Annotated in this window: 13 protein-coding genes and 1 tRNA gene; 7 read left to right on the forward strand and 7 right to left on the reverse strand. The window is 67.0% G+C overall.

From position 1 onward, the window contains the following. Positions 1–12: 12 nt before the first annotated feature. From dctP to AAC979_RS06610, 3 genes are all read right to left on the reverse strand, one after another. Entirely contained in the window at positions 13–1,035 is a 1,023-nt protein-coding gene (dctP, locus tag AAC979_RS06600; RefSeq protein ID WP_371346026.1) for a TRAP transporter substrate-binding protein DctP, read from the reverse strand. Between the two features lie 121 nt (positions 1,036–1,156). Next, the gene (locus AAC979_RS06605; protein ID WP_371346027.1) at positions 1,157–2,680 is read right to left on the reverse strand and encodes a malonyl-CoA synthase; all 1,524 of its coding nucleotides are present in this window, start codon (positions 2,678–2,680) and stop codon (positions 1,157–1,159) included. A gap of 8 nt (positions 2,681–2,688) precedes the next feature. Continuing rightward, positions 2,689–4,056, reverse strand: a complete 1,368-nt coding sequence (locus tag AAC979_RS06610; protein ID WP_371346028.1) for a malonyl-CoA decarboxylase — start codon at positions 4,054–4,056, stop codon at positions 2,689–2,691. A 158-nt stretch (positions 4,057–4,214) separates the two neighbouring features. Between AAC979_RS06610 and AAC979_RS06615 the strand changes: the two genes are divergently transcribed. From AAC979_RS06615 to AAC979_RS06625, 3 genes are all read left to right on the forward strand, one after another. Next, positions 4,215–4,880 (forward strand): GntR family transcriptional regulator, encoded by a 666-nt coding sequence (locus AAC979_RS06615; RefSeq protein ID WP_371346029.1) that lies wholly within the window; start codon positions 4,215–4,217, stop codon positions 4,878–4,880. A 257-nt stretch (positions 4,881–5,137) separates the two neighbouring features. Then, on the forward strand, positions 5,138–6,841 hold the full coding sequence (locus tag AAC979_RS06620; RefSeq protein WP_371346030.1) for a type I secretion system permease/ATPase: 1,704 nt from the start codon (positions 5,138–5,140) through the stop codon (positions 6,839–6,841). Beyond that, positions 6,838–8,199, forward strand: a complete 1,362-nt coding sequence (locus AAC979_RS06625) for an HlyD family type I secretion periplasmic adaptor subunit (RefSeq protein ID WP_371346031.1) — start codon at positions 6,838–6,840, stop codon at positions 8,197–8,199. The genes AAC979_RS06620 and AAC979_RS06625 overlap by 4 nt, the downstream gene beginning before the upstream one ends. Here AAC979_RS06625 and AAC979_RS06630 read toward each other — a convergent pair. Beyond that, positions 8,153–9,055, reverse strand: a complete 903-nt coding sequence (locus tag AAC979_RS06630; RefSeq protein ID WP_371346032.1) for a LysR family transcriptional regulator — start codon at positions 9,053–9,055, stop codon at positions 8,153–8,155. The two genes, AAC979_RS06625 and AAC979_RS06630, sit on opposite strands and share 47 nt — an antisense overlap. 422 nt (positions 9,056–9,477) lie before the next feature. On the opposite strand from AAC979_RS06630, the gene AAC979_RS06635 reads away from it, so the two are divergent. Next, positions 9,478–15,561, forward strand: a complete 6,084-nt coding sequence (locus tag AAC979_RS06635) for a cadherin-like domain-containing protein (protein ID WP_371346033.1) — start codon at positions 9,478–9,480, stop codon at positions 15,559–15,561. A 585-nt stretch (positions 15,562–16,146) separates the two neighbouring features. Here the strand turns inward: AAC979_RS06635 and AAC979_RS06640 are convergent. Further along, positions 16,147–16,221, reverse strand: a tRNA-Glu gene (locus AAC979_RS06640). Positions 16,222–16,421: 200 nt separating this feature from the next. Further along, positions 16,422–16,844, reverse strand: coding sequence for a VOC family protein (locus tag AAC979_RS06645; protein ID WP_371346034.1), 423 nt, complete (start codon positions 16,842–16,844; stop codon positions 16,422–16,424). Between the two features lie 54 nt (positions 16,845–16,898). Here AAC979_RS06645 and AAC979_RS06650 point away from each other — a divergent pair, with 54 nt between their 5' ends. The 3 genes from AAC979_RS06650 to AAC979_RS06660 all read left to right on the forward strand — a co-directional run bounded on the left by AAC979_RS06650 (position 16,899) and on the right by AAC979_RS06660 (position 18,915). Then, positions 16,899–17,666 (forward strand): NAD-dependent deacetylase, encoded by a 768-nt coding sequence (locus AAC979_RS06650; RefSeq protein ID WP_371346035.1) that lies wholly within the window; start codon positions 16,899–16,901, stop codon positions 17,664–17,666. Positions 17,667–17,788: 122 nt separating this feature from the next. Then, positions 17,789–18,391, forward strand: coding sequence for a cold-shock protein (locus tag AAC979_RS06655; protein ID WP_371346036.1), 603 nt, complete (start codon positions 17,789–17,791; stop codon positions 18,389–18,391). Positions 18,392–18,417: 26 nt separating this feature from the next. After that, entirely contained in the window at positions 18,418–18,915 is a 498-nt protein-coding gene (locus AAC979_RS06660) for a DUF192 domain-containing protein (RefSeq protein WP_371346037.1), read from the forward strand. Positions 18,916–19,120: 205 nt separating this feature from the next. Here the strand turns inward: AAC979_RS06660 and AAC979_RS06665 are convergent, their stop codons facing one another. Beyond that, positions 19,121–20,218 (reverse strand): tyrosine-type recombinase/integrase, encoded by a 1,098-nt coding sequence (locus AAC979_RS06665; protein WP_371346038.1) that lies wholly within the window; start codon positions 20,216–20,218, stop codon positions 19,121–19,123. Between the last annotated feature and the right edge of the window lie 7 nt (positions 20,219–20,225).

Below are 20,225 nucleotides of genomic sequence, written 5' to 3' on the forward strand. Positions count from 1 at the left end.
GGGACGGGCAGGTTACTGCACCGCCAGTGCCTTCTTGATCAGTTCGTCGCCGCCCTTCACCTTCTCGGCGAAGTTCTTGTAGGAGCTTTCCTGCGCCACCTTGAGCCAGGCGTCGTAATCGGCGGCGGACATTTCCACCACCTCGACGCCCGCCTTCTTGTAGGTGTCGATCAGCTTCTGGTCGCCCTTGCGCACTTCGCCGGCGAACCAGGCCTGCGCCTTCTTGCCGGCGTCGAGAAGGGCCTTCTGCTGCGCCGAGTTGAGGCGGTCGAAGGACTGCTTGGACATCAGCACCGGCTCATACATGAACCAGATGGCGTTCTCGCCCGGCGCGGTGAGGCACTTGACCTGCTCGTAGAGGCGATAGGAGACAAAGCTTTCCGACGAGGTATTGGTGGCGTCGAGCACGCCGGTCTGCATGCCGGAATAGATTTCCGATGAGGGCATGGAGGCAATGGAGGCGCCGGCGGCGGCCAGCATCTGCTCGAAGGCCGGGCCGGCGGCGCGGGTCACCTGACCCTTGATGCTGTCCGGGCCGGTGATGCAGCCCTTCTTGGAGGCGAAGGCGCCGGAGAGCCACGCATCGGCGAGGACGATGGCGCCGTTCTTTTCAATCAGCGCCTTGATCTCCTGCATGAAGGGCGAGTCGTTGAGGCGCTCGGCGCGGTCGAAATTGCGCACCAGCCCAGGCATCAGCGTCGCCGAGAACTGCGGCACACGGCCGGAGGCGTAGTCGAGCGGGAAGGAGGTGATGTCGAGCTGGCCCTTGGTGACGGCCCCCCACTGCTCATTCGCCTTGAACAGCGAGGAACCCGGGAAGACCTGGATCTTCAACCCGACATTGGCCGCCTCGACATCGCGGGCGATCATCTGCACCATCTCGTCGCGCGGATCGCCCTTGCCGCCGGGGAACTGGTGCGAGGCGCGCAGGGTGATGTCCTGCGCGAGCGAGGGCACCGCGAGGCCGATGCCTCCGGCGAGTGTGAGGGCGCAGCCAAGGGTCAGGGCGCGCATGATGCGTCGCGTGGCGTTCATGGTTTCCTCCGTGTCGCCGCCTCCCGGCGGACTGTTGGCGTTTCCTCGATGCGGGTGCGCCGGGGCGGTTGGTCCGCCACCTTGGCGCAGAGTACAGGGCGCCGACCGATGGTCGATCAGCTCAGGCGCTCCGGCGGAAAATGTCCTTGTAACTGTCACGCAGGACGTTCTTCTGCACCTTGCCCATGGTGTTGCGCGGCAGTTCATCCACAAAGAACACGCGCTTGGGTTGCTTGAACTTCGCCAGCCGGCCCTCAAGCGCCTGCAAGATGGACTGCTCGGTGAGCGGCGTGGTCTTGTCCGCCACCACCACGGCGGTGACGCCCTCGCCGAAATCGGGATGCGGCACGCCGATGACGGCACTCTCCACCACGCCGTCAATGGCGTCGATCTCGCCCTCGACTTCCTTGGGGTAGACGTTGAATCCGCCGGAGATGACGAGATCCTTGCCGCGCCCGACAATGCTGAGATAGCCCTTGGCGTCGATGCGGCCGAGATCGCCGGTGACGAAGAACCCGTCATGGAACTCGCTCGCCGTCTTTTCCGGCATGCGCCAATAGCCCTTGGTGACGTTCGGGCCCTTGACCTCCACCATGCCGATCTCGCCGGCCGGCAGTTCCGCCCCCGTCGCCGGATCGGTGATGCGCACGCTCACCCCCGGCAGCGGAAAGCCCACCGTGCCGGCGAGGCGCTCACCCTCATAAGGGTTGGAGGTGTTCATGCAGGTCTCGGTCATGCCGTAGCGTTCAAGGATGGCATGGCCGGTGCGCTCGTAGAAGGCCCGGTGCGTCTCCTCCAGCAGCGGCGCCGAGCCGGAGACGAACAGGCGCATATGCGCGGTCGCCTCGCGCGTCAGCCCCGGCTGGTCGAGCAGGCGGGTGTAGAAAGTGGGCACGCCCATCAGGCAGGTGGCGCGGTCCATCAAGGTGATGGCCTCGCGCGGGTCGAACTTGGCGCGGAAGAACATCGACGCCCCGCTCAGCAGAACGAGGTTCGCCGCCACGAACAGGCCGTGGGTGTGGAACAGCGGCAGGGCGTGGATCAGCACATCTGCCTGGGTGAACCGCCAGCACTGTTTCAGCACCTGCGCGTTGGAGAGCAAATTGCCATGGGTGAGCATGGCCCCCTTGGCGCGGCCGGTGGTGCCCGAGGTGTAGAGGATGGCGGCCAGATCATCCGCCGTCCGCGGCACGTCGGCGAACGTCGCGGGAAAGGACGCGGCGGCGTCCGTCAGCGATCCCACCCCGTCCGCATCCAGCGTCTCGACGCCGGCGACGCCAAGCTCGCGCGCCAGCGCCCGCCCCTCATCAGCGATTTCCGGCCGGCAGACGAACAGCGTCGGCTCGGCATCGCCGAGGAAATAGCGCACCTCGTTGACGGTATAGGCAGTGTTGAGCGGCAGATAGACCGCTCCCGCGCGCACCGTGGCCAGGTAGAGCGCCAGGCCGGGCAGGGATTTCTCCACCTGCACCGCCACCCGGTCACCCGGCTTCACCCCGCGCGCGACCAGCAGCCCGGCGAGCCGGGCGGACAGGGCGAAAAGCTCGCCATAGGTGACGCCCGAACCGTCCGCCAGCAGGGCCAGGGGCTTGTCGGGCGAGGGGATGGCGGCGGCAAGGGCGGTGAAGAGATGGTTGTCGGACATGATGCTTTTCAGGTGACGGGAACAAGGGCGCGGGAGGCGGGATCGACCTTCAGCAGCTTGCGTACCGGGGCGCTGGCGACGATCTCGCCCTTTCCGGCGAAGGCTTCGTGGTTCTTCTCGATATCGGCGGGGGTGTAGCGGTAATTGACCATCAGCCCCGCCGCCTGGGCGATACCCTTGGGTGAGAGGTCGCCCATCGGGTTGATCCGCTCCAGCCGCGCGCCATTGCCGAGATGGAAGCGGGCGACGGGATCGACCGGCGCGCCCTTCGCGGTGCGGGCGGCCAGGAAATAATAGGCGGCGACGGGGGCGATCACGCCCGCCAGCTCCTCGCGGCGGGCCGGCTGTTCGGCCCAGTCAGGGGTGTCGAGCACCTCCAGCGCCTTGCGGTCGGCGGCGGAGAGGACGAGGCTCTGTTCCGCCCGCCGCTCGGCCTCCAGCCATTTGCGGAAGCCGGGCACCGGCGACAGGGTGACGAAGGTGGTGAGCGCGGGCAACTCGCGGGAAATTTCCTCCAGCACCTGCTTGATGAGGAAATTGCCGAACGAGACGCCGGCGAGGCCCTTCTGGCAATTGGAAATGGAATAGAACACCGCCGTCGTGGCGTCCTGCGGCCGCAGGAGCGGGCGGGCCGGGTCGAGAATCGGGGCGATGCCGCCGGGCGTCTCCTTCATCAGCGCGACCTCGACGAAGATCAGCGGCTCGTCCACCAGCGCGGGGTGGAAGAAGGCGTAGCAGCGCCGGTCGGGGCTATCGACGCGGGCGCGCAGATCGTCCCAGTCGCGGATGGCGTGGACGGCTTCATAGCGGATGATCTTTTCCAGCACATTGGCCGGCGTCGACCAGTCGATGCGCCGGAGCATCAGAAAGCCCCGGTTGAACCAGGAGGCGAACAGATGCGCGAAATCGCGGTCGACCTCGGCAAGGTCGCGCCGGTGCACCATGGCCTCCATAAGCCGCTCGCGCATCCGCACCAGCGAGAGCGTGCCGCCCGGCGCCAGATTGAAGCGGCGGAAAAGCTCCTGCCGGCGCGGCTCACTGGCCCTGTGCAGATCGGCGGCGGCAGCGGTGCCTTCCTGGCCATAGGCCGCGATGGCCGCGGCGAGCCGCTCCGGATCGGGGCCGAATTTCTGCGCCAGCACCTCGAAGAACGCGATCGCCTCGCCGGTCTTCATATGCGCGTAGCGGTCGAGAATGTCGGCGGCGAGCGCGACGCCGGAGGCCTCGCCGCGCCCGGAGAGCAGCGTCTGGCAACGTTCGGCCAGCGTCTCCACCCGCGTCGCGCCGCTCACACGCTGCGAGCGGTCGAGCAGGGTGCGCCCGCGCTCGGCTATGGAGGCGAGCAGGTCTGCGACGAAGGAGGTGTTCGATGCCATGGCCAATCCAGCGGTACGAACTGTGGATGAGCGCGCGGGAGCGCAGCCTCATTATGGGATGATGACGGATTTGCATCGTCCGTCAACCATCAAGTATACAAGAAACCCGATCTTGCATTGCAGCACGGAAAATGGCTTGCTGCCGGCGGAGGTAAGCCGTGCGTGGTGAACAGACGCCGAGGCTTCGCGAAGCCCTTGAGGACGATATCGTCGCCGGCCGGCTGCGGCCGGGGCAGAGGCTTGACGAGGTCAGCCTCGCCGAGCGCTTCGGCGTATCGCGCACCCCGATCCGCGAGGCGCTGATCCAGCTTGCCGCCTCCGGCCTTGTCGAGATGCGCCCGCGGCGCGGCGCGTTCGTGACGCTGCTCGGCCCGCGCGAACTCGTCGAATCCTTCGAACTGATGGCGGAGATCGAAGCGTCCTGCGCGCGGCTGGCGGCGCAGCGTCTGGGGCCGACGGACCGCGCCGCGATCACCGAGGCGCATATCGCCTGCCAGGCCGCTGTCGCCGCCGGCGATGACGACGCCTATTATCCCGCCAATGCCCGTTTCCATGTCGCCATCTATGCCGCCACCGGCAACCGGGTTCTGCGCGCCGAGGCGGTGCGGCTGCAGACCGCTTTGCAGCCCTATCGCCGCCTGCAATTGAAGGTGCCGCGCCGCATCGCCAATTCGCTCGCCGAGCACGAGGCGATTCTGGCGGCGCTGCTCGCCGGCGATGGCGCCGCGGCCGCGGCCTGCATTCGCGCTCATGTTCTGGTGCAGGGCGAGCGCTTCATGTCGCTGCTCGCCGCCCTGCAGCAGGAAGCCGAACTGGCTGATTGAGCGATCGGGCGGCCCGCAGCGCGAGGGCCTTGTCAGCGCCACAGCCTGGGCAGGGGCCGTTCTTTTCCGCGCGCCCGCCGCCTGCATCTGGCCACCGACAGGGTTCAAAGAGGCGGCGAAAATGATGAATCGGTAATGGGTTAGGGCAATGCGCATCCCGCGGCGAGCGTCACGCCGCTGTCAGGGCGCTGTAATAAGCACGCCGGGTGATTGGCTCCCCGGCCGGTCTGATTTTTTGACCAAAGAGCCCAATATCCATGAAAGCCGCGCCCGCACCCGCCGCCTCCCCCGTCGCCGCCGCCTTTGCCTCCTGCCGGAGCGTGCTCATCGGCATCGGCGCGCTGAGCTGCGTGATCAACCTGCTGATGCTGACCGGCCCATTCTTCATGTTGCAGGTCTATGACCGCGTGCTGGCGAGCCGAAGCCTCCCGACGCTGGTTGCGCTGCTGGTGCTCGCCGTCGTGCTCTATGCGTTTCAGGGCGTGCTGGATCTGCTGCGGGCCCGGGTGCTGGTCGGCCTCGGCATGCGGCTCGACGCCCGGTTGCGCCCACTCTCCTTCGACCTCATGTCCGCGCTCATGCTCAGGAGGGGGCGCGACGGCAACAGCCAGCAGCCGGTGCGCGATCTCGACCAGGTGCGCCAGTTCCTGTCGGGGCAGGGGCCGGTCGCCATTTTCGACCTGCCATGGATGCCGCTTTATCTCGGCGTGCTGTTCCTGTTCCACCCGGTGTTCGGGCTGATCGGCCTCGCCGGCATCGTTGTGCTCTGCGCCTTCATGCTGGTGACCGACATCGCCACCCGCGCGCCGACCCGCATCGCCGCCCGCCGCTCCTCCACCCGTAACGGGCTGGCGGAATCCTATTGCCGCAATATCGAGACCATCGCCGCGATGGGGCTGACCGCAACCATGCGGGCGCGCTGGTTCGAGGCGCATGCCGCCTATCTCGGTGACAACCAGCACGCGGTGAATGTGGCGAGCGACCTGTCCGCGCTGAGCAAGGTGTTCCGCTTCCTGCTGCAGTCGCTGATGCTGGCGGCCGGGGCCTGGCTGGTCATCGAAGGCGAGGCCTCGTCCGGCGCGATGATCGCTTCCTCCATCCTGTCCTCGCGGGCGCTGGCGCCGGTGGAACTCGCCATTTCCAACTGGCGCGGCTTCATCGCTGCCCGCCAGTCCTATGACCGGCTGTCGGCGCTCTCCGCCGAATTCCCGCCCTCGCCCCCCACCATGCCGCTGCCAGCACCCACGGCGCGGCTCGATGTCGCCGGGCTCGCCGTCGCTCCGCCGGGCCAGAGCCGCCCGACCATTGCCGGCCTCGCTTTCGCAGTGGAGGCGGGCAGCGCCGTCGGTGTCATCGGCCCGAGCGGCTCGGGCAAGTCGACGCTCGCGCGCGGGCTGGTCGGCGCCTGGCCCAGCTCCAAGGGCAGCGTCCGCCTCGACAGCGCGGCGATCGAGCAATGGGACCGTGACGCGCTCGGCGCCCATATCGGCTATCTCCCGCAGGACATCGAGCTGTTCGACGGCACGGTGGCGGAGAACATCGCCCGTTTCCGTGGCGATGCCGCGCCCGCCGACATCATCGCCGCCGCCCAGCGCGCGGGGGTGCATGAGCTGATCCTGCGTCTGCCGAATGGCTACGACACGCGCCTGGGCGAGGGCGGTGTCGCGCTCTCCGGCGGCGAGCGCCAGCGCGTGGCGCTGGCCCGGGCGCTCTATGGTGAACCCTTCCTCATCGTGCTCGACGAGCCGAACTCCAATCTCGACGCCGATGGCGAAGCCGCGCTGACGCGGGCGATCATGTGGGCGCGCGAGGCCCGGCGGGTCGTGATCGTCGTCGCCCACCGGCCGAGTGCTCTGGCGGCGGTCGACCTGGTGCTGATGATGAACGCCGGCCAGCAACAGGCCTTCGGTCCGAAGGAGCAGGTTCTTGGCAAGGTACTCAAGACCCCGGTGGCGGCATGATCGACACATTTCTCGACCGCCTGCGCGCCGGGCTCGCGCAGCTTGCGCGTCTCTTCCCCGCAGCCAGCGCCGCCGATGACGGCGTCGACCGGCATTTGCGGCTCGCCCTGATCGTCGCGGTCTTTCTCGTGGTCGGCTGCGGCGGCTGGGCGGCAACCGCGGCGCTGAACGGGGCGGTGCTGGCCGCGGGCACGCTGGTGGTGGAAAGCCACGCCAAGCGCGTTCAGCACCCCGAAGGCGGCGTGGTCGGCGACATCCTCGTGCGCAACGGCCAGAAGGTGGAAGCGTCCGACGTGCTGCTGCGCCTCGACGATACCGTCACCCGCGCCAATCTCGCGGTGGTCGACACCCAATTGGTGGAACTGGCCGCGCGCCGCGCCCGGCTGGAGGCGGAACGCGATTCGCGCCCGTCCGTCGACGCCCCCGTCGGCCTGCCGGCCGGCCTTTCCGGCGAAAACGCCGCCCGGGCTATCGAGGGCGAGGTGAGCCTGTTCAACTCCCGCCGTGCCGCGCGGGAAGGGCAGGTGGCGCAGATGCGCGCGCGCATCGACCAACTCGCCGACGAGGCCGAGGGCCTTGCCGCCCAGATCGCCGCCAAGAGCGCGGAACTGGACTATATCGCCGAGGAGATCGCCGGCGCGACCGAACTGCATGGCAAGGGCCTGACGCCGCTGACCCGGCTGCGCTCGCTGCAGCGGGAAAAGGTTCGCATCGAGGGCGAGCGCGGCCAACTCCAGGCCGAGCTTGCGCGCTCGCGCGGGCGAACCAGCGAGACGGAACTGCAGATCATCCAGATCGACCAGGACATGCGCGCCGAGGTGATCCAGGAACTGCGCGAGATCGAGGCGAAATGGGCCGAGCTGCAGGAGCGCCGCATCGCTGCGCAGGACAAGCTGACCCGGGTGGAACTGCTCGCGCCGATCGCCGGGGTGGTGCATGAACTCGCCACCCACACGGTCGGCGGGGTGATCGCGCCCGGCGAAACCGCCATGCTGATCGTGCCCGAGCATGACCGACTGGTGGTCGAGATCCATGTCAACCCGGCCGATATCGACCAGGTGGCGATCGGCCAAGAAGCGATGGTGAGGCTTTCCGCCTTCAGCCAGAAGACCACGCCGGAACTGGCGGGAACGGTGGCGCGCATCGCCGCCGACCTGACAAAGGACGAGAAGACCGGCAGCAGCTTCTATGTCGCGCAGGTGGTGCTGCCGGCGGAGCAACTCGCCCGGCTGGGCGGGCTGCAGCTCATGCCCGGCATGCCGGCCGAGGTGCATCTGCGCACCGGCGAGCGCACGGCGCTGAGCTATCTCGTCAAGCCGTTGCGGGACCAGATCGCCCGGGCGATGCGGGAGGAGTGAAGGTCGCGAGGGCGCAGGCGAAGAACTCCGTCACGATGGGCAGCCGGCGCCTCTCGTCGAGACAGACGAGATATTCGTCGATGGCGATCGGCGCGTCGCGCAGCGGCAGGAAGCGCAGCCGCGAGTCGAAGCCGAATTCGAGATCGGCCACCACACCGGCACCGAAGCCCGCCGCCACCGCCTCGCGCACGCCCTCGCGGGTCGACACTTCCAGCACCGGCCCGAGCGCGATGTCCTGAAGCGCCAGATTCTGCTCGAACACCTCGCGGGTGCGCGAGCCACGTTCGCGCAGGACGAAGGCGCAGCCGCTGAGATCGGCAAGGCACAGATCGGTGCGCGCGGTCCAGGGGTGGCGTTCGGGCAGGAAGACCCCGATCCTCATCGAGGAGAGCGGGCGCACATGCAGCCGCGGGTCGGTGGGAAACTGCGCGGTGATGCCGATATCGGCGCGGTATTCCAGCAATTGCTCGATCACGCTGTCGGAATTCTGCACGATCAGCGAGAACACCAGCTTGGGTCGCCGCTGCTTCAGCGCCTGCAGGATCGGCAGCGAGTGGACGACGCCGTCGGCGGCGATGCGCAGCCGGCCGCCCTCATTGGTGCGGCTCTTGAGCAGGGTACGCGCTTCCGCCAGCGCAGCGAACAGGCGCGAGGTCACCTTGTAGAGCGCCTCCCCGTCCGGGGTCAGGACGACGCCGCGCGCCTTGCGCTCGAACAGCGCCATGCCGGAAGCCGCCTCCAACTGCCGCACCTGTCCCGACAGGGTGGACTGGCTGACCGCCATGCTGCGCGCGGCCTGCGAATAGCTGCCGGCCGCGGCGACGAAATGGAAGGCGCGAAGCTGGGTAACCGACATGCGATCACCCGCATCGCACGGACGACAGGCCATCATCCGCCACCCGCGGCGGCGCCTGGGCCCGCTCACGAACGGCGGTCGGAGAAAGCTGTGTGGGCAAGGAGTCGGCAGGGCACTCATACATGATGGAAGACAGTTTAGCGGCTGCTCAAATGCCGAATTATGACAGGTTTAGTGTTACCTCTCGCTTGCTCGGAATTAAGCTTTGTGCGCGCCGCGCCCTCACGATGGATCACCATGTCGATTCTCTCCATAGGGGGCATTGTTATTTGCGATGGATGCGGGGCCCCGGGTTTTAAGAACCTGTCATGTGCCGAACTTACTGCTGCCGGCCATCCGCTGAAAGCACGCTTTCGGCATGAGCGAGCCGCGCGGCGGCGAATGCTGGCCTGAAGGCTAGCCGGCAAACAGGAATGAGGCACATGGCCACCATCACCAATCCCATTCTCGATTTCATGGCGAAGCGTGGATCGGAAGACCGCGTGATTGATCTGAACGAGGTCTTCTCCGGCGAGGGCCTCACCTTCACGATCGAAAGCAGCGATCCCTCGGTGGCAAATGTGACCATCGCCGATGGCAAGCTCACCATAGATTTCCTGGAAACGCTCAGCTACACCGACCTGACGATCACCGCGACCGATGCCAGCGGCTCCAGCGTCAGCGACAATGTGCGGGTGCGGGTGACCGGCGAGAACGCCTACACCATCGCAGTGCTGCCCGACACGCAGGACTACACCAATGCGGCCGGCGTCGAGACCTTCAAGGGCATGACCCAGTGGCTGGTCGACAACAAGGACAGCCTCAATATCGCCTTCGTCACCCATGTCGGCGACATCACCACCGAGAACAGCCCGACCCATTGGGCCTATGCCAAGGAAGCGCTCAGCATCCTCGATGGCGAGATTCCCTATGGGCTGACACTCGGCAACCATGACGGCGTGTCCGGCAGCTTCGAGGCGAGCCGGATCAACGACTATTTCTCGGTCGACGACCTGAAGGAGGCCAATGGCGAGAATTTCGGCGGCACCTATGACCAGGAAGCCGAGCTGGCCAACAACACCTATTCCACCTTCACCGCGCCCGACGGCACCAAATGGCTGGTGCTGAACCTGGAATTCGGCGCGCGCGAGGACGTGCTGCGCTGGGCGGGCGAGGTGATCGAGGACAATCTCGACCACCGCGTCATCCTCACCACCCATTCCTACATGACCTGGGCCGGGCGCCACGACGCCACCGGCGCGCCGCTCTATGACGAGGGCACCGGCTATGATTACGGGCTGGGCAATTCGCCGGAAAGCGCCACCGACGGCGAGACGATGTACCGCGAACTGGTGCAGAAATATCCGAACGTCACCTTCACCTTCTCCGGCCACATCTTCGGCGACGCCGCCGAGACGCTGGTCAGCTACGACCAGTTCGGCAACCCCGTCTACCAGATGATGGTGAACTACCAGAACGGCGTGTCGAGCGAGATCACCAGCGATGCCGGCTTGGGTTCCGGCAGCGCGGGCGGCAATGGCGCCATCCGGCTCGTCACCATCGACCCCGACAATAACGCGGTCTACACCTCGACCTATTTCTCGGCGCTGGACGATTATATGGACAGCGTCCGCGGCGATGGCGAACTCGACCGCGACGGCCTGACCGGCCCCTATCGCGGCCATGAGGAAACCATCACCGGCGTCGATCTCGGCACCCCCGATGTTCCCGCCATCGCCAAGGCCGGCAACGACCAGTTCGTCACCGCCGCAAGCGGGGAGGAGAAGGCGCAGGTCACGCTCGACGGCGACTGGACGCTCAACCCGAACAATGACACCGGCCTGAGCTATGTCTGGACCGACCGCGACGGCAATGTCCTCGCCACCACGGCGACCCCGACGCTCGAACTCGGCGCCGGCCATCACGCCCTGACGCTGACGGTTACCGACAGCGCTGGCCATGTCTCGACAGACGATGTGCTGATCGTCGTCTCCAACGACAACACGCTGCTGGTCGACAATTTCAATGACGGCGATGCCGAAGGCTGGACCCGCCCCGGCACGCCGGAGGGCTTCTCCAACGGCACCACCGCCGAATTCGGCATCGCCGATCTGCCGGGCGCGGCCCCGGTGGCGGAGGATTTCGCCCGGGTTCCCAAGGCTTCCTCGGCCCAGGGCCTTAAGCTCACGGCCGATTTCGACACCGCCAGCGGCACGCTGCTCGGCTCCTATTCCGTTGTGATGGACATCTATGTCCCGGCTGAGGGCGCCGGCACCTACACTGCGCTGATGCAGATCGACGGCGGCGGCTCGAATACCGATGCCGAGCTGTTCCTCAAGAAGAGCGGCGACGTTGCCGGGCTTGGCACCAACAGCGACTACAAGGGCAGCTTTACCTATGACGCCTGGCACCGCGTGGCCGTGACCTACAGCCAGAACGGCGACGGAACCATCGCGCTGTCGAAATATATCGACGGCGTGTTGGCCGGAACCCAGACGGTGAGCGGCGACCGCTACAAGCTCGATCCGGAAAAGGGCCTCGTGCTGTTCGCCGATGATGACGGCGAGACCAACGAGCTTTTTGTCTCCAGCGTCCTGGTCACCGACAAGGTGTTCACCGCGGCGGAAATCGCCGAACTCGGTGGCACCAAGGCCGGCGGCATCGTCGCCACCGCGCCGAGCGCCAATTCCGTGCAGTTCGATTTCAACGCCAGCAGCGCGGCTCCGACCTTCGGCGCCGGCACGCTGACGGCGCAGGGCGATCTCGCCGTCAGCTACGACTCGGTCCAGAATTTCGACGTTCCGGAGATACCCGCCGCCAGCGGCAGCGCCTCCGATGTTACCTATATCCCGAAGCTCGCCAGCAGCCAGGGCCTGCTGCTGACCCCGACTTCGGCGCTGCCGGCCGGTACCCTCGTGTCGAGCTACACGCTGGTCTATGACGTGCTGATCCCCTCGGAAGGCGCCAGCGGCTACACCTCCTTCCTGCAGACCGACCTCACCAACACCAGTGACGGCGACCTGTTCGTGCGCAGCAGCGACGACGGCACTGGCGGCCTCGGCATTGGCGGCGTCTACACCGGCGCGTTCAAATATGACGAATGGCAGCGCGTGGTGTTCAAGATCGAGGACACCGGCGACAACGTCACCATCTCGAAATATATCGACGGCGTGAAGGTCGGCACCCAGTCGATGGATGATGACCGCTACACGATCGACATGAGCAAGGGCGTTCTGCTTTTCACCGACGAGGATGGCGAAACCTCGAACCTCTATGTTTCGCACTTCCTGTTCACCGACAAGGTCTACACCGACGAGGAAATCGCCGAACTTGGCGGGGTGAAAGCGGGCGGCATCGTCAGCGAGGCGCCGACCGATTTTTCGGTTCAGATCGACTTCAGCACCCCCGCCATGGCGGATGACTTCGGCAATGCCCAGGTGGCGGCCACCACGATCGGCGCCGGCGTCGGCGGCTTCATCGTCAAGGGCACGGTGAATTCGCGCGACACGGTCGCGGAGGGGCAGGACGCGCTGGAAGGGCGCGTCTTCGAGCAGTCCGACAGCGCCAACAATCTCATGCTCTGGGGCGAGCCGGCGGCGAAGTCCTGGTCGAACTACGAATTCGAGGCGACGCTCAAGACCACTGACAATGACGGCATCGGCGTCGTCTTCTATTATCAGGACGAGCAGAACCATTATAAGGTCGTGCTCGACGCCGAGACCAACACGCGCTCGCTGGTCAAGGTTTCCGGCGGCACCGAGACGGTGCTCGCCACCGAGCATGCCGGCACGCCGTGGAGCCGCGATTTCCACCTGAAGGTGGCGGTGGTGGATGGCGAGATCAACGTCTTCCTCGACGGCCACAGCATGTTCGGCACGGTGGTGGACCCCGCTCCGCTCTCCGGCGGCACGGTCGGCCTCTACTCCAACAACCAGCGCAGCTCGCAATTCGACAATGTGGCGGTCAACAAGGTGGCGCTGACCGCCCATGCCGGCGACGACGTGCGGGTGCTCGACCTTGATGCTGACGGTCTGGTGACGGTGGCGCTCGACGCGGAAGGCACCTACGGCCTCTCCGACATCGTCAGCTATGTCTGGACCGATGCCGAGGGCAATGTGATCGGCCAGGGCAAGACGGCGCAGGCCACGCTCGGCACGGGACAGCAGACGCTGAAGCTGACAGTGACCGACAGCAACGGCAAGACCGCGACCGATACCGTGCAGGTCGACGCCGTCGCTGACGGCAAGGTGCTGCTGGCGGAAGATTTCGGCTCCGCCGCCTCGCTGGAGCGGTGGACCATCGTCGATGAGGGCGAATCCGGCGGCATCGGCCCGGACGGCACCGCCTCGCAGTGGGAACTGCAGGACGGCAAGTTCGTCCAGCTCACCGACATCAAGAGCCGCCAGCTCACCTGGAACGGGGCGTCCAATTCCGATCCTTGGAAGACCGGCTGGAGCCCGCTCGGCGACGGCGTCAACGTGCTGCGCAAAGGCACCTATGCGCTCTATAACGACCCTGCGGCGAAGGAGTGGAGCGACTACGCCGTCGAGGCCACCATCGAGACGCCGGACAATGGCGCGCTCGGCCTGCTGTTCTACTACGAAGACGAGAACAATTATTACAAGCTCGAACTCGACGCCAATGGCGACTATGACCGCAACCCGAGCAACGGCGCGGGCAGCCTGTTCCAGCTCATCCAGGTCAAGGACGGCGTCGAGAAGTATCTGAACCAGTTCCCGGCCAAATACACGCCCGGCGAGGCGTTCGACCTGCGCGTCGAGGTGAAGGACGGGAAGATCCAGGCCAGTGTCGACGGCCAGGCGCTGTTTGCCTATGCCATCGAGGACCATGCTCAGACCAAGGGTACGGTTGGCCTGTTCTCCTGGGACAGCGCGGGTGTCTCCTTCGACAATGTGACGGTGGTGTCGCTGGCGGATGTAGGGCCGGGCGAGCCCGGCGACAACAGCGCCCCCGATGCCGCCGCCGACACCGGCTTCACCGCGACCGGCGGCGAGGCGCTGATCCTCAGCGCGGCGCTGCTGCTGGCCAATGACAGCGATGCCGATGCCGACCCCCTCGCCATCGTCGCAGTTGGCAATGCGGTGGGCGGTACGGCCACTCTCGACGATGCGGGCAATGTGCTGTTCATCCCGGCGGCCGGCTTCTCGGGAAGCGCCTCCTTCACCTACACGGTCTCGGACGGCAAGGGAGGGACGGATACGGCGACGGTCGCCATTTCGGTCGCGGCGCGCCCGAACGGCACCCCGTCGGCGGAAGATGACCGGCTCTACGCCCTGCAGGACAAGCCGGTGACGGCCTCTCTCGCCAGCCTGCTCGCCAATGACGCCGATCCGGAAAGCGACACGCTGTCGATCGTCTCGGTTCAGGAGGCGAGCCACGGCACCGTCGCCCTGGTCGACGGCAAGGTGGTGTTCACCCCGGCGGCCGGCTTCACCGGCGATGCTTCGTTCACCTACACGGTCTCGGACGGCAAGGGCGGGACGGACACGGCGACGGTGACCGTCGCGGTGCGCGCCCAGCCCAACCGGGCGCCGGTGGCCGCCAATGACAGCGGCTTCTCCACCAAAGCGGGGATGGCCGCGACTCTGGCGGCGGCGCTGCTGCTCGCCAATGACACCGACGCCGATGCCGACACGCTCAGCATCCAGTCGGTCGCGTCGGGAACGGGCGGCACGGTGGCCCTCGTCGATGGCAAGGTGGTGTTCACCCCGGCGGAAGGCTTCACCGGCGAGGCGACGTTCAGCTACACCGTCAGCGACGGCAATGGCGGCACCTCCACCGCGACCGTGTCGGTGACAGTCGAGCCGGCCGGCGGGTCCTCCGACCCGCATGACGGCTGGACGCTCGGCACCGCCGGCGACGACCAGCTCCGCGGAAACCTGATGCAGGCCAACAAGATCTTCGGCGATGCCGGCGACGATGTCATCCGGGGCGGCATGCGTGCCGACCAGCTCGATGGCGGTGACGGAGACGACACGCTGCAGGGCGGGTTCGGCGACGACATCCTCAAGGGCGATGCCGGCAATGACACGCTGCAGGGCGGGCTCGGCAATGACACGCTGGATGGCGGCGAGGGCGACGACGCGCTCTATGGCGGCATCGGCAACGACACGCTGAAGGGGGGGGTCGGCGACGACCTGCTCAAGGGCGGGCTGGGCAACGACACGCTGGACGGCGGCGAAGGCGACGACGATCTCGATGGCGGGCTCGGCAATGACCGGCTGATCGGCGGGGCCGGCGACGACGTGCTGCGCGGCGGCCTCGGCAACGACACTTTCGTGTTCGCGGCCAATTCCGGCAATGACGCGATCGTCGACTTCCGCCCGGGGCAGGACATGATCGAGTTCATCGGCCTCGACTTCGACACGTTCGACGACGTTCTCGCCGCGATGGTCGACACCGAGGACGGCGTGGTGATCCAGCTCGACGACAGCGGCGACCACAATGTGCTGCTCGAAGGTGTCACCAAGGCGCGGCTCGACGCGGATGACTTCTCCATCCTCTGAGCGACGCTTACCGGACTAGGCTGCCCGGACTAGGCTGCAACCAGAAGCAAAGGCCGCCCGCGAGGGCGGCCTTTGTGCATCGGCGCGACTTTTCCCGCCGGCCAGAGGCTGCTGTGGCCAAAAGAGAAACGGCGCCAGCCCACTCATGCCGGTCCCGTCCTTTCGTGCTCAGGATGCCGGCGCGCGCGTCAGCGGTTCCGGGACCTCGGTCCACAGCCCGGCGATGCCGCCATCGGTGGCGATGGTTTTGCGGGAGACATTGGGCGGCGGGCGTCCCGACTCGGCCGGACGCTGCTGTTCCCCAACGTGATGGAATAGTGCCGTGGATCGGCTAGCTCCCGCCGAACGGGGAACGCCGCCGTGACGGGAGGGCCGGGCAGGCCAGCCGAATGCGGTTCGGTCAGGTCGGCCAACGCGAAACGGCGCGGGTGCGGTGCCGGTCCGCAAAGCCTAGATGCACTCGCCGAGCGACGCGGGTGAAGACAATCAGCGCGTCGCGGCCATCCACGGCTCAGGTCGATGCTGGAAAGGTCCGTGCTTGCCGAGCAGAACACCCCGCAAGGTGTTCGCGGTTTTGTACGGAAGTGGCGCGCCCTAGGGGAGTCGAACCCCTCTCTCCACCGTGAAAGGGTGGCGTCCTAACCGATAGACGAAGGGCGCGCAGGCGGGTGCCTTATAGGGTGACGCGCGGCGGCGCGCAAGATGGGGGTGACTGCATCATCCACAGGCCCGCGTGCCGCCCGAGCCAATCTCCCTTTTCCCACCCAGCCCACACCAATCCGCCCATCCACAGCGCGCGGAGGAGGGAAGGGCCGCCCGGTGCCGAGGCGCGGGCGCCCCGGCTTCCGACGAGGGATTTCTCACCACTTGCCGGTGTTCGGCATGGAGGCCCAGGGCTCCAGCGCCGGCAGCGCCTCGCCCTTCTGCAGCAACTCGATCGAGATGTTGTCGGGTGAGCGGACAAAGGCCATGCGCCCGTCGCGCGGCGGGCGATTGATGGTCACGCCGCCTTCCTGCAGCTTCTGGCAGGCGGCGTAGATATCGTCGACCTCAAAGGCGAGATGGCCGAAATTGCGGCCTTCACCATAGGTTTCCGGATCCCAGTTGTAGGTCAATTCCACCTCGGCGACGCCCTCCTGCCCGGGCGCGGCCAGAAAGATGAGGGTGAACCGGCCCTGCGGCGATTCCTTGCGTCGGACCTCGGTGAGGCCCAGCTTGTTGCAGTAGAAATCCAGCGAGGCGTCGATGTCGGTGACGCGCACCATGGTGTGAAGGTACTTCATGAATCCTCTCGAAGGCTGCCGCCGCGTGGGCTGCGGATCGGGTGAGCGAAACATATGACCGCAGGCGATGACATCAAGGCGGCGGCACAGGCGCTCCGTCCCGTGCTGGAGGGAATGCGGGCCGGCGTCGCCTTCACCGGCGCCGGGATTTCCACCGAATGCGGCATTCCCGATTTTCGCTCGCCCGGCGGGCTGTGGAGCCGCAACCGGCCGATCGACTTCCAGGCATTCCTGGAGCGGCGGGAGATGCGCGACGAGGCGTGGCGGCGGCGTTTCGCCATGGAGGCTGCTTTTGCCGGCGCGCGGCCGGGGCGGGGCCACCGGGCGCTGGCGCGGCTGCTGGGCGAGGGGCGGCTGCAGGCCATCGTCACGCAGAACATTGACGGCCTGCATCAAGCCTCCGGCGTGCCCGAGGCGCGGCTGGTCGAACTGCATGGCAACACGACCTACGCCACCTGCCTCGGCTGCGGCCTGCGCTATGAACTCGACTGGGTGCGCGCCCGCTTCGCGGCGGAGCAGGAGAGGGCGCCGGACTGCCCCGCCTGCGACGGGCCGATCAAGACCGCGACCGTTTCCTTCGGCCAGCCCATGCCGATGGAGGCGATGAGCCGGGCGCGGGCACTGAGCGGTGCCTGCGACGTGTTTCTCGCCGTCGGCTCCTCGCTGGTGGTGTGGCCCGCTGCCGGCTTTCCCGTGCAGGCCAAGCGCGCCGGGGCCACGCTCGTCATCATCAACCGCGAGTCGACCGAACTCGACGACATCGCCGATCTGGTGGTCCGGTGCGACATTGGCGACGTGCTCGAGGCGGCGCTGTCACGCTGAGGCGGAATCGCGCGCCGAATCGATTTCGGTGTTTTCGTGGCAGCGGCGGGTGCTATGCTTGGGGCTCGGAATCATGATTTCGCCGGCTGGGGCGAATGGGCTTTCCTGGAGGTAGGCAGCCGATGGTGTCGGACGGGTCTCTGCCGCGTACGGGAACGAACTCTCGCGAGGACGCCGATCGCGACGCCAGCGAGAGCAAGCGCCAGGAAGGCAAGGTTGTCCTCATCGCTGGCGCCATAAAATGGTTCGACCTATCCAAGGGCTACGGCTTCGTGGTTCCCGACGACGGCAGCGGCGATGTGATGCTGCACGTCACCTGCCTGCGGCGCGGGGGCTTCAACACGGCACAGGAAGGCGCGCGCGTGGTGTGCGAGGTGGTGGCGCGCGAGCGCGGCTTCCAGGCGCTGCGGGTGCTCTCCATGGACGAGACGACCGCCCTGCATCATTCGCAGCTACCGCGGGCGCGCACCCATGTGACGGTTCAGCCGGTCGGGGGGTTCGAGCGGGCCTGGGTGAAATGGTTCAACCGGCTGCGCGGCTTCGGCTTTCTCTCGCGCGGCGAGGGCACCGAGGACATTTTCGTGCATATGGAGACGCTGCGCCGCCACGGCCTTGCCGAGCTGCGCCCCGGCCAGATGGTGCTGGTGCGGTTCGGGCCGGGACCCAAGGGCCTTATGGCCGCCGAAGTGCGGCCGGATGGTGCCGCCACCCCCTCGTCTCACTAGGGAAGGCGCCCCGGCGTCGTTGACCGATGATCTCTGTGCGTTTGAGCCACGCTCTTCTTCTCGCGTGCCGACCGCTGCGCGCGCTGGCCGCCGCCCTGGCCCTCGCCGGCCTTCTGTTCGCCAGCCTGCTGCCGGCGGGCGCGACGGTCGAGAAGCTGACGATCCTCACCAAGGGTGGGCCGCTCGGCATCACCATTGAAATGGCGGTGACGCCGGCGGAGCGGGCCAAGGGCCTGATGTACCGCACCGAACTGGCCCCCGATGCCGGCATGCTGTTCGATTTCGGAGTCGAGCAGCCGATCTATATGTGGATGAAGAATACCTATATCCCGCTCGACATGCTGTTCATCCGCGCGGATGGGCGCATCGCCAGCATCGCCACCGACACGGTGCCGTTGTCGACGGAGACAATTTCCTCGGGGATGCCGGTCAAGGCCGTGCTTGAGTTGCCCGCCGGCACGGTGCGCGCCAAGGGAATCGCGGTGGGCGACCGAATTGAGCACCGGCTGTTCCGCGGGGGCTAGAGCCCGTTCCAGTCCCGGTTGCCTGGGATGAGTCGGGATCCGGCGCGGGCGGTACGCGGCTTAGCAGCGGCATTGCCATCATCAAGAGGGCTGGTCGGGGCAGCAGGATTCGAAACTCCCTCAAGCCCTTGATCTGGCTCCCTGCCGTTCTGACGTTCGATCACCGGCCTTCTCCCTCGCGCGGCAGGGGCGCCGCGGCGTTCTGCTACTCGCCCTTGGCCTCGGTCGGCCGGCTGCTGGCGCGGATGCGCGCGACCTCGGCCGTCTGCTTCTCGGTCTTGCGGATGTAGCGCGGCGTTGTCGCCAGATTGGAATGGGTGAGGTGCGCGGCGATGGCCCGGATATCGGCGCCGGCCTCGAAGGCCTCGGTGGCGCCGCCGGCGCGGCTGTCCATGGACCATACCGAGTCCGGGATGCCGGCCGCGCGCGCGATCTGCCGGAACCATTTGCGATAGCTGCGCTCGCGCACCGGAAGGCCATGCTCACCCTTGACGATGGCGCCGGTGCGCTCGTCATGCGGCACGGATTCGAGCAGCGGGAAGAGCAGGGGATAGGACTGCAGGTCGAAGACCGTTCGGGCCTTGGTCTTCGAGGTTCGCAGGCGGAGGCGCCAGCCCGGAAGGTTGTCCCAGCGGAAGGCGCCGGTCCATGTCTCGTCGCCATGGTGGACGGCGCCGGAGGCCTCCAGGTTCGCCGGCCCCCACTCGCCGATGATGTCCTTCTGCCGCAGCATCAGTTCAAACTGCGCGGCGACGCCGATCGCCATGTCGCGCTCGCCAAGCTCAAGCGCCCTGGCGATGAAGGCGACGGCCTGGCCGAGGCTCATTTCCTCTTCGCGCGCGCCCGGCCTCTGAAAGCGGAGGTTTTTCAGCCGCTCGGCCAGGGCGCCGCATTCGTCATAGCCGAGCGCGTGACCGAAGCGCAGAAGCTGGCGCAACATGGAGACGGCATCATGGGCGCGCTTGGGGCGGGGCGGCTTGCCCTCTTCGGCCGGCGAGCCCCAATTGCGAAACCAGCGCTTGATGTCGAGTACGGTGACGCCGGGAACCACGCGCGCGCCCACCGTCGCCTCGATGACCTTGAGGCTGTCGACATAGCTCTTGCGGGTGTTCGCCTTCACCTCGTGGAAGGAACTGTCCGGGTGCTCCTGAAAGAGCCGGGAGAGGCTGAGAATGGTGCCGTCATAGACGGTGAGGGGGCGCTCATTGCCGGCGAAGGTGGCGATCCACTCGCGCAGCCGTTCCGTGTGGTCGCGGCAGGCGGCGGCGATCTGCTCTTCGCTCAAGCCTTCGGCAAGGCGCACCGTGCGG

The organism is Ancylobacter sp. IITR112 (genome assembly GCF_041415945.1).
GTDB lineage: Bacteria > Pseudomonadota > Alphaproteobacteria > Rhizobiales > Xanthobacteraceae > Ancylobacter.